Raw genomic sequence first — 13965 nt, forward strand, 5'->3', positions numbered from 1 at the left:
GATGGACGAAGCGGATGACGGCGTCATCCACACGCGCGGGCTCACCAAGCGCTACCGCGGCGGACAGCTCGCCGTCGACGGTCTCGACCTGACCGTCCCGGCGGGCAGCGTCTTCGGCTTCCTCGGCCCCAACGGCTCCGGCAAGACCACTACCATTCGCATGCTGATGGGGCTCATCGAGCCCACCTCCGGCACGGCGCGGGTACTGGGGCGCCCCATGCCCCGGTCCTCGCGCACCGTGCTCCCGCAGGTCGGCGCCCTCATCGAGGGCCCCGCCCTGTACGGCTTCCTCTCCGGCCGGGACAACCTGCTGCGCTACGACGCGGCCGACCGGGCCGCCGACCCCCGCACCCGGCGCGCCCGGGTCGCGGCCGCCCTGGACCGGGTGGGCCTGACGGCCGCGGCGGGCAAGAAGGCCAAGGCCTACTCCCTGGGCATGAAACAGCGCCTGGGGCTGGCCGCCGCGCTGCTCCAGCCGCGCAGACTGCTCGTCCTGGACGAGCCGACCAACGGCCTCGACCCGCAGGGCATGCGCGAGATCCGCTCGCTGGTCCGGGAGTTGGCCTCCGACGGCACGACCGTCTTCCTCTCCTCCCATCTGCTGGACGAGATCGAGCAGGTGTGCACCCACGCGGCGGTCATGGCACAGGGCCGGCTGATCACCCAGGGCGCCGTGGCGGAACTGGCCGCCGGAGCACGCGGCCGGCTGGCGGTGACCACGCCCGACACGGGGGAGGCGGCCCGGGTGCTGAAGGAACAGGGCGTCGCCGGCATCACCGTGGGCGAGGACCGGGTGACCGGCGACCCGCCGGAGCGGGACCTCGCCGACGTGAACGCCGCGCTGGTGACGGCGGGCGTGCGCGTACGCGGCTTCGGCGTCGAACGGGCCTCGCTGGAGGACGCGTTCGTCGCCCTCACAGGGGAGGGCTTCGATGTCGCGGGCTGAGGTCTCACCGGAACGGGCCGCGGACACGGCCGTCCGCACCTCCGGTCCGCTGTGGACCTTCGGGCTGCTGCGCAGCGAGCTGGTGACCACCTTCCGGCGCTGGCGCACCCTCGCGCTGCTGGGCGTGCTGGCCGGGGTGCCGGTCCTGGTCGGGGTGGCCGTCAGGATCGAGACGAGGGACGGCAGGTCCGTCGGCGGTGGCGGTGGGGGCGGCGAGGGGCCCGCGTTCATCGCACAGGTCACCAACAACGGACTGTTCCTGGTCTTCACCGCACTGGCCGCCACCCTGCCGTTCTTCCTGCCGATGGCCGTGGGCGTGATCGCGGGTGACGCCGTCGCCGGGGAGGCGAACGCGGGCACGCTGCGCTATCTGCTGGTCGCCCCCGCCGGCCGCACCCGCCTGCTCCTCGCCAAGTACGCCACCACGATGACCTTCTGCCTGGTCGCCACCCTGGTGGTCGCCGTCTCGGCGCTCCTCGTGGGCGCGCTGCTGTTCCCGCTCGGCGATCTGACGACCATCTCCGGCACGCGGATCAGCTTCGCCGACGGACTGGCCCGGGCCCTGCTGATCGCCCTCGTCGTCGCCGCGTCCCTGGTCGGGCTGGCCGCCCTCGGGCTCTTCGTGTCGACGCTGACCAACAGCGGGATCGCGGCGATGGCCACGACCGTGGGCCTGCTGATCACCGTTCAGATCCTCGACCAGATACCCCAGCTGCACGCGATCCAGCCGTACCTCTTCCCGCACTACTGGCTGTCCTTCGCCGACCTCATGCGCGAGCCGGTCTACTGGGACGGCCTGGTGAAGAACCTGGAGTTGCAGGCCCTGTACGCGGCGGTGTTCGGCTCGGCGGCCTGGGCGCGGTTCACGGCGAAGGACATCACGGCGTAGCCGCCGCCCCCACGGTCCCCGCCCGCGCGGTTCCCGCCCCGGTGAGCCGGGCCAGCGGCTCGCTCTCGCGCGGCGGCGCTCCGCCCAGGTCGCCCAGCCGCCAGGCCTCCACCCACGGGACGCGGTAGACATCGATCACGGACTCGATCGGCTTCACCCGCTGGGCGAGCCGTCGCGGCAGCCGTCCCGGCGCGTCGGCGACGAGCACCACGGCGTCCAGGTCGAGCCCGGCGGGTGCCTCGCCCCTGCGGAAGACCTCCAGGGCCCGGACGACGGCGTCCAGTCCGGCCGCGTGGGTCCTGGCGACCAGCAGCACCGACTCCGGTTCCCCCGGCCCCGGCCAGGCGCGTCCGCAGTCGTGACCGCCGTAGACCGCCGCGAGCGTGGTCGTGCCCGCGCCGCCATGGGTGGCCAGCCAGGAGAAGCGGCGGAGCGTGACGGGCCGGCCGACGGGCCGCTCGGGCCCGCCCTCCCACCCGCCGGGCTCGGCGGGGGCGTCGGTCACCGGTCCGCGAATCCAGATCTCCGGCCCCTGTCGCACGCCTGGCCGCATGCCCGTCCCTCTTCCGTGTCGTTCCGACGATCGTCGCCCGCGGAACGTTACCCGCGTCACAGGAGTGCGGTTCCTGGTGCGAGTCTGTGACGTCGCGGTGACGCGGGCAGGGCGGGCGGGCGGAGAGACTCGAACGTAAGCGAACGACCGGATGGCACTCATCCGAGTGAGGGAACCGATGTCTCGACTGAGCCGCGGGAAGAAGCGGGAACACGAGCGCGCCGTGCGGCCGGCGGCTCCCGTGGCGACGCCGGTCGCCGTCCATGTGCCGGCGGACGGCCCCGGGGCCTCGGTAGGCGGTGTACCGGTCCGTCCGGCTCCCGGCGAGGAGATCCAGCGGGCCGTCCTGAGCCACCTCCACCGCATCGCCCTCGCCCGCGGCCACGCCGTCCTCGCCACGGTCACCGACGAGCGCATCGGCTACGTCGTTCACCTCCAGGTCCACCCCGACGGCTCCAGCACGTTCACGGCGGAACCCCAGCACACGGCACCGCCGGACCCGCCGGCCGACGCGCCCGGTGAGAGTGCGCCCGCTCTCCCGCCGCGGGCGGTGCCCGAGTCACCCGCGGCACCCACGTTCGTGCTGCGGGCCTTGCACGAACCGGCGGGTGACACGCCCTTCGGTACGGCCGCCGTCCCCACGGGGGTGTTCGGCCCACCCCCGGTGATGGACGCGCCCCCGGCCGACGAGAACGCACAACCGGAACCGCCCACGCCCGCCGACGGGGCTCCGGCACCCGCCGAGGCGGCCCCCGCCGCCCTCGGCGCGCCTGCGCCCGTCGGTGGGGCTTCGGTGCCTGTCGATCAAGCCCTTGCCCCCGCCGCCCCCGGGGCACCCGCGCCTTGCCGCCAGCACCAGCACCCGGCCCCGGACCCGGCCGAACCCGACCCGGCTGAACCCGACCCGGCTGAACCCGACCCGGCTGAACCCGACCCGGCTGAACCCGACCCGGCCGAGTCTCGTCCGGACGACCCTGGGCCCACCCCCACCCCCGCCCGCGGGTTCGACGCCGTGGCCGAGGCGGTGCTCGGGGAGGATCCCAGGACCGCGGCCGGTGAGGCGGGCGTCGTCCTGCTCGCCGAACCCCTGGCGCGGGTCAACGAGGCCGTGAAGGAGGGCCGGATCGAGGAGGCGGCGGCCCTGGCCGGACGCACCGTCGCGGAGGCGTCCGGCACGCTCGGCCCGGAGCACCCCGAGGTGCTGCGGCTGCGCGAACTCACCGCCTACATCGCCTACCTGGCGGGCGACCCGCTCCGCTCCTTCGGCATCTCCCTCGGCCTCGCCCGCATCCGCCACCACGCCGGGGACACGGAGGCGGCCTACGGCGACGTGCAGAGCGCGAGCGCCGCCTGGCGCGCGGTACGCGACCCCGAGCAGGGCCTGCGGCTCGGCCGCGACCTGATCGGCCTGTGGACCGAACTCACCGCCGAGGACGGCCCCGCCGCCGACGACATCGAACAACTGGAGTCCGCCCGCGCCCGCATGGGCCGCCTGGCCGAACGGGCCCGCACCGCGCCCCGGCCGTCCACCGGCTGATCCGGCGTCCTACGCCACGCAGAAGACGTTGCCCTCCGGATCCTCCATGACCACCCACTCCCCGGCGGGCTCCCGGACGTGCCGCAGCACGCGAGCGCCGAGCTCCGTCAGCCGTTCCACCTCGTCCGTGCGCCGGTCCTCGCCGGGGTGCAGGTCGAGGTGGAGCCGGTTCTTTCCGGCCTTGGTCTCCGGCACCCGCTGGAACAGCAGCCGCCTCCCCAGACCGGTGCCGCGTTCCTTGTCGTACGGGTCGTCGGGGTGCCGTACGCCGATCAGGTCCCGGAAGGCCGGGCGGCCGTGGAACTCGACGGTGGCCCCGCCCGGCAGCGCCCCGAGCTCCACCAGCCGTTCGACCAGTGCGCTGTTGTCCTCCACCTCGTAGTGCAGCGCGGCGGCCCAGAAGTCGGCCTGCGCGTGCGGGTCGGTGGCGTCGATGACGAGCTTCCAGTGCAGCGGGGCGGGCGCGTCGTCCGTGGGTGTCCGAGTCATGCGACCAGTTATATGCGCGGGCCCGTCCGGGCGCTGGAACTCACCGGATTCGAGGGCGAGATGGAATGCGATCCCGTTCCTCGGCCGGCAGCCGCGGCAGCGGCTACGCGTCCACCGGATCTGCCGTAGACGTCGCCGTCGGCGCGGTCCTGGAGGCGGCGAGCCGGGCCCTGTCCCGCGCCGCCCGCCGGGCCGTGCGCAGGCCGTCCCAGGTCAGCATGGTCAGGGCCAGCCAGACCAGGGCGAAGCCGGCCCAGCGCTCGGCCGGCATGGACTCGTGGAAGTAGGCGACGCCGAGCAGGAACTGGAAGACCGGGGCCATGTACTGGAGCAGGCCGAGCGTGGACAGCGGCACCCGTATCGCCGCCGCGCCGAAGCAGACCAGCGGCAGCGCGGTCACGATGCCGGTGGAGGCGAGCAGGGCGGCGTGCCCGGCGCCCTCCGCGGCGAACGTCGAGGTGCCGTGGGCGCCCAGCCACAGCAGATAGGCCAGAGCGGGCAGGAACTGGACCGCGGTCTCGGCGGTCAGCGACTCGATGCCGCCCAGGTTGACCTTCTTCTTCACCAGGCCGTAGGTGGCGAAGGAGAAGGCGAGGCAGAGGGAGATCCAGGGCGGGCGGCCGTAGCCGATGGTGAGCACGACGACGGCGGCCGCGCCGGTGCCGACCGCCGCCCACTGCACGGGCCGCAGCCGCTCCTTGAGGAGCAGCACGCCCATCGCGATGGTGACCAGCGGGTTGATGAAGTAGCCGAGGGAGGCCTCCACCACGTGCCCGCTGTTGACGGACCAGATGTAGACACCCCAGTTGACGGTGATCACCGCGGCGGCGATCACGACGAGGGCCAGCCTGCGCGGCTGGCGCAGCAGTTCGCCGGCCCAGGCCCAGCGGCGTACGACGAGCAGGGCGACGGCGACGAAGGCGAGGGACCACACCATGCGGTGCGCGAGGATCTCGATCGCCCCGGCGGGTTTGAGCAGCGGCCAGAAGATGGGGACGAGGCCCCACATCCCGTAGGCGGCGACGCCGTTCAGCAGTCCTGTGCGCCGCTCGCCACTCGGCTGCTCGCTCACTGGTTCCTCCTTCACGCCCGGCCGCGTACCGTGCGGCGGGCATCAAAGAAGGTAGCGCCACGCGCCCCCGCCTGTCATGTCCGTCTTGCTGAACGGTCATGACGAGCGGGTGACGGTGCCTCCTGTGCCGCTCAGTCCTCCAGCGCCGCGGTGATCGCCTCCGAGACCGGGCTGGTGGGGCGGCCGATCAGACGGGACAGGTCGCCGGAGGTGACCACCAGCTCGCCCTTCTCGATGGAGGCGTCCACGCCCGCCAGGATCGCGGCGATCGGCCCGGGCAGCCCCGCGCCGGCCAGGACGCCCGTGAGCTCCTCGACGGTGACCGGGTTGGACGTGATCGTCCTGCCGGTCTGCCGGCTCAGTTCGGCGGCGTACTCGGCGAGGCTCCACGCCTCGTCCCCGCCCAGCTCGTACGTCCGGTTCTCGTGGCCCTCCCCGGTCAGGACGGCGACGGCGGCGGCCGCGTACTCGGCGCGCGAGGCGGAGGAGATGCGACCCTTGCCGGCGGCGTGCACGACGGCGCCGTGCTCCAGGACGGGGGCGAGCTGCTCGGTGTAGTTCTCGTGGTACCAGCCGTTGCGCAGCAGCACGTAGGGCACCCCGGAGGCCAGCAGCGCCTCCTCGGTGCCGCGGTGGTCGTCGGCGAGGGAGGCCTTCAGGGGGCCGGGGGCGCTGGTGTAGGCGAGCAGCGCCACACCGGCGGCCCGGGCCGTGTCGATGACGACCCGGTGCTGCCGGACCCGGCCCTTGTCGAACTCGTTGCCGGAGATCAGCAGGACCTTGTCGCCGGCCGAGAACAGGCCCTCGAAGGTCTCGGGCGCGTTGTAGTCGGCGACCGCGATCCGCGCGCCGCGCTCGGCGAGGTCCGCGGCCTTCTCGGGGCTGCGTACGACAGCGACGACCTGGTCGGCCGGAACCTTCTCCAGCAGTTGTTCCACGACGTGGCGGCCGAGGTGCCCGGTGGCTCCGGTGACGACGATGCTCATGACGGAAGTCTCCTTGTGGGGGTGCCTGTGCCCCCACGCTAGGAGAAGCGCTATCTCTTCGAAAGTACCCACTTTGAAGTAAGGTACTGGCATGGCGGTAAGTGCAGGAGTGGATGCGAGAGGTGCGGCGAGGGACGACGTCGCCGACGCGGCGATGTGCCCGTACCGGCTGGTCCTGGAGCACGTCACCAGCCGGTGGGGCGTCCTCGTGCTGATCGAGCTGCTGGAGCGGCCCCACCGCTTCAGCGAGCTGCGTCGCGCCGTCGGCCGGGTCAGCGGGGCGGGCGTCAGCGAGAAGATGCTCACCCAGACGCTGAAGACCCTGGAGCGCGACGGGCTGGTCCACCGCGACGCCAAGCCGGTGATCCCGCCCCGGGTCGACTACTCCCTGACCGGCCTCGGCCGGGAGGCCGCCGAACAGGTACGGACGCTCGCGCTGTGGACCCAGGAGCGCATGGCGGACGTCGAGCAGGCCCGGCGGACGTACGACGAGGCCCGGCGGGCGCAGGACGGGGCCCGCCGGGCATGAGGCGAGGCCCGGGTCGCGCGGACCCGGGCCTCGTGAGCCGGAACAGCCTGAGCAGTCCGAGCAGTCGGAAGGGGCAGCTCAGCCGACGACCGTCCAGGTGTCCCCGCCGGCCAGCAGCGCGGCCAGGTCGCCCTTGCCTCGCTGCTCGATCGCCGCGTCGAGCTGGTCGGCCATCGCGGTGTCGTAGACCGGGCGGTCGACGGACCGGAAGACACCGATCGGGGTGTGGTGGAGGGTGTCGGGGTCGGCCAGCCGGGACAGCGCGAACGCCGTGGTCGGGGAGGCCGCGTGCGCGTCGTGGACGAGGATCTCGGACTCGTTGGCCGGGGTGACGTCCACGACGGACAGGTCTCCGGTGCGCGCGTCCCGGACCACGCCGCGCTCGCCTCCCCCACTCTCGGCTTCGCTCGAGCGGGAGGTGCCCCCAGCCCCGAAACGGATCGGCTGCCCGTGCTCCAGGCGGATCAGCGCCTCCTGGGCCTGCTGGCGGTCCTTGAGGGCGTCGAAGGCGCCGTCGTTGAAGATGTTGCAGTTCTGGTAGATCTCGATCAGCGCGGTGCCCGGGTGGGCGGCGGCCTGGCGCAGCACCTCGGTGAGGTGCTTGCGGTCGGAGTCGATGGTGCGGGCGACGAAGGACGCCTCGGCGCCGATGGCGAGGGAGACCGGGTTGAAGGGCGCGTCGAGGGAGCCCATCGGCGTCGACTTGGTGATCTTGCCGATCTCGGACGTCGGGCTGTACTGGCCCTTGGTCAGGCCGTAGATCCGGTTGTTGAACAGCAGGATCTTGAGGTTGACGTTGCGGCGCAGGGCGTGGATGAGGTGGTTGCCGCCGATGGACAGCGCGTCGCCGTCACCGGTGACGACCCACACCGACAGGTCGCGGCGCGAGGTGGCCAGGCCGGTGGCGATGGCGGGGGCGCGGCCGTGGATGGAGTGCATCCCGTAGGTGTTCATGTAGTACGGGAAGCGGGAGGAGCAGCCGATGCCGGAGACGAAGACGATGTTCTCCCTGGCCAGCCCCAGTTCCGGCATGAAGCCCTGGACGGCCGCGAGGATCGCGTAGTCGCCGCAGCCGGGGCACCAGCGCACTTCCTGGTCGGACTTGAAGTCCTTCATGGACTGCCGGGCCTGGGCCTTCGGCACCAGGGAGAGCGCTTCGGCCGTGCCCGTGCCTTCCGTGGACGTCTCAGCCATCGATGGCCTCCTTGAGAGCCGTGGCGAGCTGTTCCGCCTTGAACGGCATGCCGTTGACCTGGTTGTACGAGTGCGCGTCCACCAGGTACTTCGCCCGGACCAGGGTGGCGAGCTGACCGAGGTTCATCTCGGGGATCACCACCTTGTCGTAGCCCGTCAGGACCGCGCCGAGGTTCTTCGGGAAGGGGTTGAGATGGCGCAGGTGGGCCTGCGCGATGGACTCCCCGGCCGCGCGCAGCCGGCGCACCGCCGCCGTGATGGGCCCGTAGGTGGAGCCCCAGCCCAGGACGAGGGTGCGCGCGCCGTCCGGGTCGTCGACCTCGACGTCCGGGACCTCGATGCCGTCGATCTTGGCCTGCCGGGTGCGGACCATGAAGTCGTGGTTGGCGGGGTCGTAGGAGATGTTGCCGGTGCCGTCCTGCTTCTCGATGCCGCCGATGCGGTGCTCCAGGCCCGGCGTGCCCGGGACCGCCCACGGGCGGGCCAGGGTCTCGGGGTCGCGCTTGTAGGGCCAGAACACCTCGGTGCCGTCGGCCGTGGTGTGGTTGGGGCCCTGTGCGAACTGCACGCGCAGGTCGGGCAGTTCGTCCGGCTCGGGGATGCGCCAGGGTTCGGAGCCGTTGGCGAGGTAGCCGTCGGAGAGCAGGAAGACCGGGGTGCGGTAGGTCAGCGCGATCCGGGCCGCCTCCAGGGCGGCGTCGAAGCAGTCCGCCGGGGTGCACGGGGCGACGACCGGGACCGGCGCCTCGCCGTTGCGGCCGTACATCGCCTGCAGCAGGTCCGCCTGCTCGGTCTTGGTGGGCAGGCCGGTGGACGGCCCGCCGCGCTGGATGTCCACCACCAGCAGCGGCAGCTCCAGCGACACCGCGAGGCCGATCGTCTCGCTCTTGAGCGCCACGCCGGGGCCGGAGGTGGTGGTCACCGCGAGGGACCCGCCGAAGGCGGCCCCGAGGGCGGCGCCGATGCCGGCGATCTCGTCCTCGGCCTGGAAGGTCCGCACACCGAAGTTCTTGTGCTTGGACAGCTCGTGCAGGATGTCCGAGGCCGGGGTGATCGGGTAGGAGCCCAGGTACAGCGGCAGGTCCGCCTGGCGGGAGGCCGCCACCAGGCCGTACGCCAGGGCCAGGTTCCCGGAGATGTTGCGGTACGTGCCGACGGGGAAGGCCTTGGAGGCCGGGGCGACCTCGTAGGAGACCGCGAAGTCCTCCGTCGTCTCACCGAAGTTCCAGCCCGCGCGGAACGCGGCGATGTTCGCCGCCGCGATGTCCGGCTTCCGGGCGAACTTCGTCCGCAGGAACTTCTCCGTGCCCTCCGTGGGCCGGTGGTACATCCAGCTCAGCAGGCCCAGCGCGAACATGTTCTTGCTGCGCTCGGCCTCCTTGCGGGACAGGTCGAACTCCTTGAGGGCCTCGACCGTCAGGGTGGTCAGCGGCACCGGGTGCAGGTGGTAGCCGTCCAGCGAGCCGTCCTCCAGCGGAGAGGCGTCGTAGCCGACCTTCTGCATCGCGCGCTTGGTGAACTCGTCGGTGTTGACGATGATCTCCGCGCCGCGCGGCAGGTCGCCGACGTTGGCCTTCAGCGCGGCCGGGTTCATCGCGACCAGCACGTTCGGCGCGTCCCCGGGGGTCAGGATGTCGTGGTCGGCGAAGTGCAGCTGGAAGGAGGACACACCCGGCAGGGTTCCTGCGGGGGCCCGGATCTCGGCCGGGAAGTTCGGCAGCGTCGACAGATCGTTCCCGAACGTCGCCGTCTCCGAGGTGAAGCGGTCACCGGTGAGCTGCATACCGTCACCCGAGTCACCGGCGAACCGGATGATCACCCGGTCCAGGCGGCGGACGTCCTTCGTCCCGGCCGCCCTGCGCTGCTCTCCTACGACGGCACCATCGGCCTGCTCCGCTGGACTGCTGACCTGGCTGGTCACTGAACTGGACCTCCTTCGAGGCTGCTGTGTGGGAGCGGCCTTCCCGAAGACCTTCCCGGCTTCAACCCTACGACCGCGAGGGTCGCCTTCCTGGCATCGTTCGCATGCTGGACGTGCCGATGAGACGGCTCGCAGACTTCGAGACAGTGTCGGACGATCACGAGTTCAGATAGGTGAGCACGGCCAGAACACGCCGGTGATCCCCATCACTTTGGGACAGTCCGAGCTTGAGGAAGATGTTGCTGACGTGCTTCTCGACCGCGCCGTCGCTCACCACGAGCTGCCGGGCGATCGCCGAGTTCGTCCGCCCCTCGGCCATCAGCCCCAGCACCTCCCGCTCCCGCGGGGTGAGCCCGGCCAGCACGTCCTGCTTGCGGCTGCGGCCGAGCAACTGGGCGACGACCTCCGGGTCCAGGGCCGTACCGCCCTCGGCCACCCGGACCACCGCGTCCACGAACTCGCGCACCTCGGCCACACGGTCCTTGAGCAGATAGCCGACCCCACGGCTGGAGCCTGCCAGCAGCTCGGTGGCGTACCGCTCCTCCACGTACTGCGAGAACACGAGCACGCCCAGCTCGGGGTGCGCCTTGCGCAGCTGCACCGCGGCCCTGACCCCCTCGTCGGTGTGCGTCGGCGGCATCCGCACGTCCGCCACGACGACATCCGGCAGCGCCTGCTGGTCGTGCAGCTCCGCGATGGTCTTGATCAGCGCCTGGGCGTCCCCGACGCCCGCCACGACCTCGTGTCCGCGGTCGGTCAGCAGCCGGGTCAGGCCCTCCCTGAGCAGCACTGAATCCTCGGCGATGACCACCCGCACCCTGTCCTCCATGATCCTCGGCCCCCCAGCCTCGCCCCACGGCCTTCCGTGCGACACGGTCCAGCATTCCAGTATTCGGAACGCGCCGCGCCCGGGCCAGGGGAAGTGTAGGGAGGCGACCAAATGTTTCGGCCTGCCGCCGCGACCGGAGTGGACGCGACGGCAGGCCGTCATCGGAGGACTTCGTGGGTGCTCAGCGCCGCCAGGGCAGCTCCGCCGTCACCCGGGTGGGGCCCCCGGACGGCGAGTCCACGACGAGGATCCCGTCCACCGCGTCCAGCCGCTCGGCCAGTCCGGCGAGGCCGGACCCCTTGGACACGTCCGCGTTCCCGACCCCGTCGTCCTCGACCTGGAGCATCAGCTGGTCCTCCGCCCGCCAGACGTCCACCGAGGCGGACCGCGCCCCGCTGTGCTTGCTCACGTTCTGGAGCAGCTCGGAGACCGTGAAGTACGCGATCCCCTCGATGGCCGCCGCCGGCCGCTCGTCCAGATCGACCTCCACCCGCACCGGCACCGTGCAGCGCGAGGCCACCGCCGACAGGGCCGCGTCCAGGCCCCGGTCGGTGAGCACGGCGGGATGGATGCCCCGGGCCAGGTCCCGCAGCTCCTGCAACGCGGTCTTCACCTCGCCGTGCGCCTCGTCCACCATCCGCGCCGCCGCCTGCGGATCCTCCGTCAGCTTCTCCTTGGCCAGCCCCAGGTCCATCGCCAGCGCCACCAGCCGGGCCTGCGCCCCGTCGTGCAGGTCCCGCTCGATGCGCCGCAGGTCCGCGGCGGCCGTGTCCACCACGACCCCACGGTCCGACTCAAGCTCCACCACGCGCGCCGACAGCCGCGACGGCCCCAGCAGCCCGTGCACCAGCACCCGGTCCACCATCGTCAGCGCCCGCACGATCCACGGCGTGGCCAGCGTGAACAGCAGCCCCACCAGCGCGGTCACCGTGATCTCGAACGGGTTGTCCAGATAGATGCCGTGCCGGCCGTCGCCGTAGAGCTGGAGCCCGCCCTGACCGGCCCACATCGGGAACACCCAGAACCACAGCGGATACGTCAGCAGGCTCCAGCCCAGCGTCCAGAAGACCAGCGACACCGAGAAGGAGAACACCGCCCACGGAAAGTGCAGGATCGCGTAGAGCAGGGCCCGCCAGGAGGCGCCGCTCTTCAGCAGGGCTCCCGTCCAGGCCAGGACGCCCGGCTTCGCCGCCCGCAGCGGCTGCGGCTCGGCCACCTCCATACCGAGCAGCCGGCGCGCCCGCGCCCGCTCCAGCACGCCGAACAGGCGGCAGCCGGCGAGCGTCGCCGCCAGCACCGGGACTCCCAGGAACGTCACCAGCAGGCCCGCGCCCAGCGACACCATCGTCACCGCGTAGGTGAACAGCAGGATGCCGATCGGCAGGTTCAGCAGCACGTACCCGAACTCGCGCCAGCTGCGCGCCTCGAACGGCGCCCGCAGCCCGGCCGGCAGCAGGTGCCGTTCCCGGCGGGTGCCATCGTCGTGGAACCCGCCCGCGCTGTAGGGCCCGTACCCCGGGGCGTGCTGCGATCGGTACTGGGTGGCCATCGGCGTCGTCCCGTCCCCTCGTTCCGTGTCTCCTGCGGCTGTCCCGCCGTACTCCCAGGGTGCTCGGGCCCGCCCGGCGGGACCATGGAGCGCGTCGGCGTCTTGGGCGGGGGGTTTTCCCTACCTCCGGCCGGGGGCGCCCCTGCCGGAGGCGGCCACGCCGGACCCGGCCGGGTCCGCCCCGTCCGTGCGGTCCCGCCACGGCAGCTCCGCCGTGACCGTCGTCGGACCGCCCGGCGGCGACTCGACGACGAACAGGCCGTCCACCGCGTCCAGCCGCTCGGCCAGACCGCGCATGCCCGTCCCGCCGTCCAGCCGGGCGCCGCCGCGGCCGTCGTCCCCGACCTGGATCAGCAGCCGGTCGTCGGTCCGCCAGACGTCGACGGAGGCGGATCGTGCCCCGCTGTGCTTGCTGACGTTCTGGAGCAGCTCGGAGACCGTGAAGTAGGCGATCCCCTCGATGGCCGCGGCCGGACGCGCCTCCAGCTCGACCGTCACCTGCACCGGCACCGTGCAGCGCGAGGCCACCGCCGACAGGGCCGCGTCCAGGCCCCGGTCGGTGAGCACGGCGGGATGAATGCCCCGGGCCAGGTCGCGCAGCTCCTGGAGCGCGAGCTTCACCTCGCCGTGCGCCTCCTCGACCATCGCGGCGACATGCTCGTCCGACTGGCCTTCCAGCAGTTTCTCCTTGGCCAGGCCCAGACCCATGGCCAGGTTGACCAGCCGGGCCTGCGCCCCGTCGTGCAGGTCCCGCTCGATGCGCCGCAGGTCCGCGGCGGCCGTGTCCACCACGACACCGCGGTCCGACTCCAGCTCGGCGATCCGCCGCTCCAGCTCGTCGGACGGCGACAGCAGGCCGCGCACCATCGCCCGGTCCACGTTCGCCAGGCCCCGCGCGAGGAAGGGCAGCACCGGCCAGAGCACGAAGAGCGAGACCATCGTCACCGCGAAGGTGAGCACCCCCCAGGGCATCCGCATGAAGTGGTAGAGCGACGAACGCCAGCCCACCGGGTCCTTCAGCGCCGTCCAGATCCGCCCGACCAGTCCCTCCGCGCCGTGCTGCGACAGCGGGCTCGGCTCGTCGATCCGCACCCCGAGCAGCGCACGCGCCCGAGCCCGCTCCAGCCGGCCCAGCAACCGCGAGCCCATCAGCCCGAGCGCCAGCAGCGGGAAACCGATCACGGTGAGTGTCAGCGCGCTGCCGGTCGACAGCACCGTCACCACATAGACGAAGCCGCACAGCGACACTGGCAGATTCACCAGCAGATGCGTGATCTCCTTCCAGGTGGGCAGGTCGTAGGCGAAACGGGCGGGCGGCAGCCGGTCCTCGGCGCCGTCTGCCGCGGGATCGGCGGCGGGAATGCGAGCGGTCATAGGGGCCAGCGTGCCGTGCGGCGGCCGACGGCGCCATGAGGTGGGCCGCCCTCACCCACTGGGGAAAACCCCACCTCCGCGTCCCACGGTGTGACGG

Annotated in this window: 13 protein-coding genes; 4 read left to right on the forward strand and 9 right to left on the reverse strand. The window is 72.4% G+C overall.

The genetic code is table 11. The annotated features are described in order from the left end of the window. Window position 1: 1 nt before the first annotated feature. The gene (locus CG719_RS18020; RefSeq protein ID WP_100569688.1) at window positions 2-946 is read left to right on the forward strand and encodes an ABC transporter ATP-binding protein; all 945 of its coding nucleotides are present in this window, start codon (window positions 2-4) and stop codon (window positions 944-946) included. Next, window positions 933-1835 carry an ABC transporter permease gene (locus CG719_RS18025; protein ID WP_100569689.1) on the forward strand — a complete coding sequence of 301 codons (903 nt, stop codon included), beginning with the start codon at window positions 933-935 and terminating at the stop codon, window positions 1833-1835. The genes CG719_RS18020 and CG719_RS18025 overlap by 14 nt, the downstream gene beginning before the upstream one ends. On the opposite strand, the gene CG719_RS18030 is transcribed toward CG719_RS18025, so the two are convergent. Beyond that, window positions 1825-2388 carry a DUF6668 family protein gene (locus tag CG719_RS18030; RefSeq protein ID WP_100569690.1) on the reverse strand — a complete coding sequence of 188 codons (564 nt, stop codon included), beginning with the start codon at window positions 2386-2388 and terminating at the stop codon, window positions 1825-1827. The two genes, CG719_RS18025 and CG719_RS18030, sit on opposite strands and share 11 nt — an antisense overlap. 178 nt (window positions 2389-2566) lie before the next feature. On the opposite strand from CG719_RS18030, the gene CG719_RS18035 reads away from it, so the two are divergent. Continuing rightward, entirely contained in the window at window positions 2567-3925 is a 1359-nt protein-coding gene (locus CG719_RS18035) for a hypothetical protein (protein ID WP_100569691.1), read from the forward strand. 9 nt (window positions 3926-3934) lie between these two features. On the opposite strand, the gene CG719_RS18040 is transcribed toward CG719_RS18035, so the two are convergent. The 3 genes from CG719_RS18040 to CG719_RS18050 form a co-directional block, all read right to left on the reverse strand. Further along, entirely contained in the window at window positions 3935-4414 is a 480-nt protein-coding gene (locus CG719_RS18040) for a VOC family protein (protein ID WP_100569692.1), read from the reverse strand. A gap of 103 nt (window positions 4415-4517) precedes the next feature. Next, window positions 4518-5423 (reverse strand): EamA family transporter RarD, encoded by a 906-nt coding sequence (gene rarD, locus CG719_RS18045; protein WP_376495499.1) that lies wholly within the window; start codon window positions 5421-5423, stop codon window positions 4518-4520. 194 nt (window positions 5424-5617) lie between these two features. After that, window positions 5618-6472 carry an SDR family oxidoreductase gene (locus CG719_RS18050; RefSeq protein WP_100569694.1) on the reverse strand — a complete coding sequence of 285 codons (855 nt, stop codon included), beginning with the start codon at window positions 6470-6472 and terminating at the stop codon, window positions 5618-5620. Window positions 6473-6563: 91 nt separating this feature from the next. Between CG719_RS18050 and CG719_RS18055 the strand changes: the two genes are divergently transcribed. Beyond that, complete coding sequence (locus CG719_RS18055) at window positions 6564-7001, forward strand: winged helix-turn-helix transcriptional regulator (protein ID WP_100569695.1); 438 nt, start codon at window positions 6564-6566, stop codon at window positions 6999-7001. 78 nt (window positions 7002-7079) lie between these two features. Here the strand turns inward: CG719_RS18055 and CG719_RS18060 are convergent, their stop codons facing one another. The 5 genes from CG719_RS18060 to CG719_RS18080 form a co-directional block, all read right to left on the reverse strand. After that, the gene (locus CG719_RS18060) at window positions 7080-8195 is read right to left on the reverse strand and encodes a 2-oxoacid:ferredoxin oxidoreductase subunit beta (RefSeq protein WP_100569696.1); all 1116 of its coding nucleotides are present in this window, start codon (window positions 8193-8195) and stop codon (window positions 7080-7082) included. Further along, window positions 8188-10116 (reverse strand): 2-oxoacid:acceptor oxidoreductase subunit alpha, encoded by a 1929-nt coding sequence (locus tag CG719_RS18065; protein WP_100569697.1) that lies wholly within the window; start codon window positions 10114-10116, stop codon window positions 8188-8190. The genes CG719_RS18060 and CG719_RS18065 overlap by 8 nt, the downstream gene beginning before the upstream one ends. A gap of 157 nt (window positions 10117-10273) precedes the next feature. Then, window positions 10274-10945 carry a response regulator transcription factor gene (locus CG719_RS18070; protein ID WP_100569698.1) on the reverse strand — a complete coding sequence of 224 codons (672 nt, stop codon included), beginning with the start codon at window positions 10943-10945 and terminating at the stop codon, window positions 10274-10276. Between the two features lie 181 nt (window positions 10946-11126). Continuing rightward, window positions 11127-12494: a sensor histidine kinase gene (locus CG719_RS18075; protein WP_100569699.1), complete on the reverse strand. Its 1368-nt coding sequence runs from the start codon at window positions 12492-12494 to the stop codon at window positions 11127-11129. Window positions 12495-12614: 120 nt separating this feature from the next. Continuing rightward, window positions 12615-13868, reverse strand: a complete 1254-nt coding sequence (locus tag CG719_RS18080) for a sensor histidine kinase (protein ID WP_100569700.1) — start codon at window positions 13866-13868, stop codon at window positions 12615-12617. Window positions 13869-13965 lie beyond the last annotated feature (97 nt).

The organism is Streptomyces sp. CB01373, assembly GCF_002803075.1.
GTDB lineage: Bacteria > Actinomycetota > Actinomycetes > Streptomycetales > Streptomycetaceae > Streptomyces.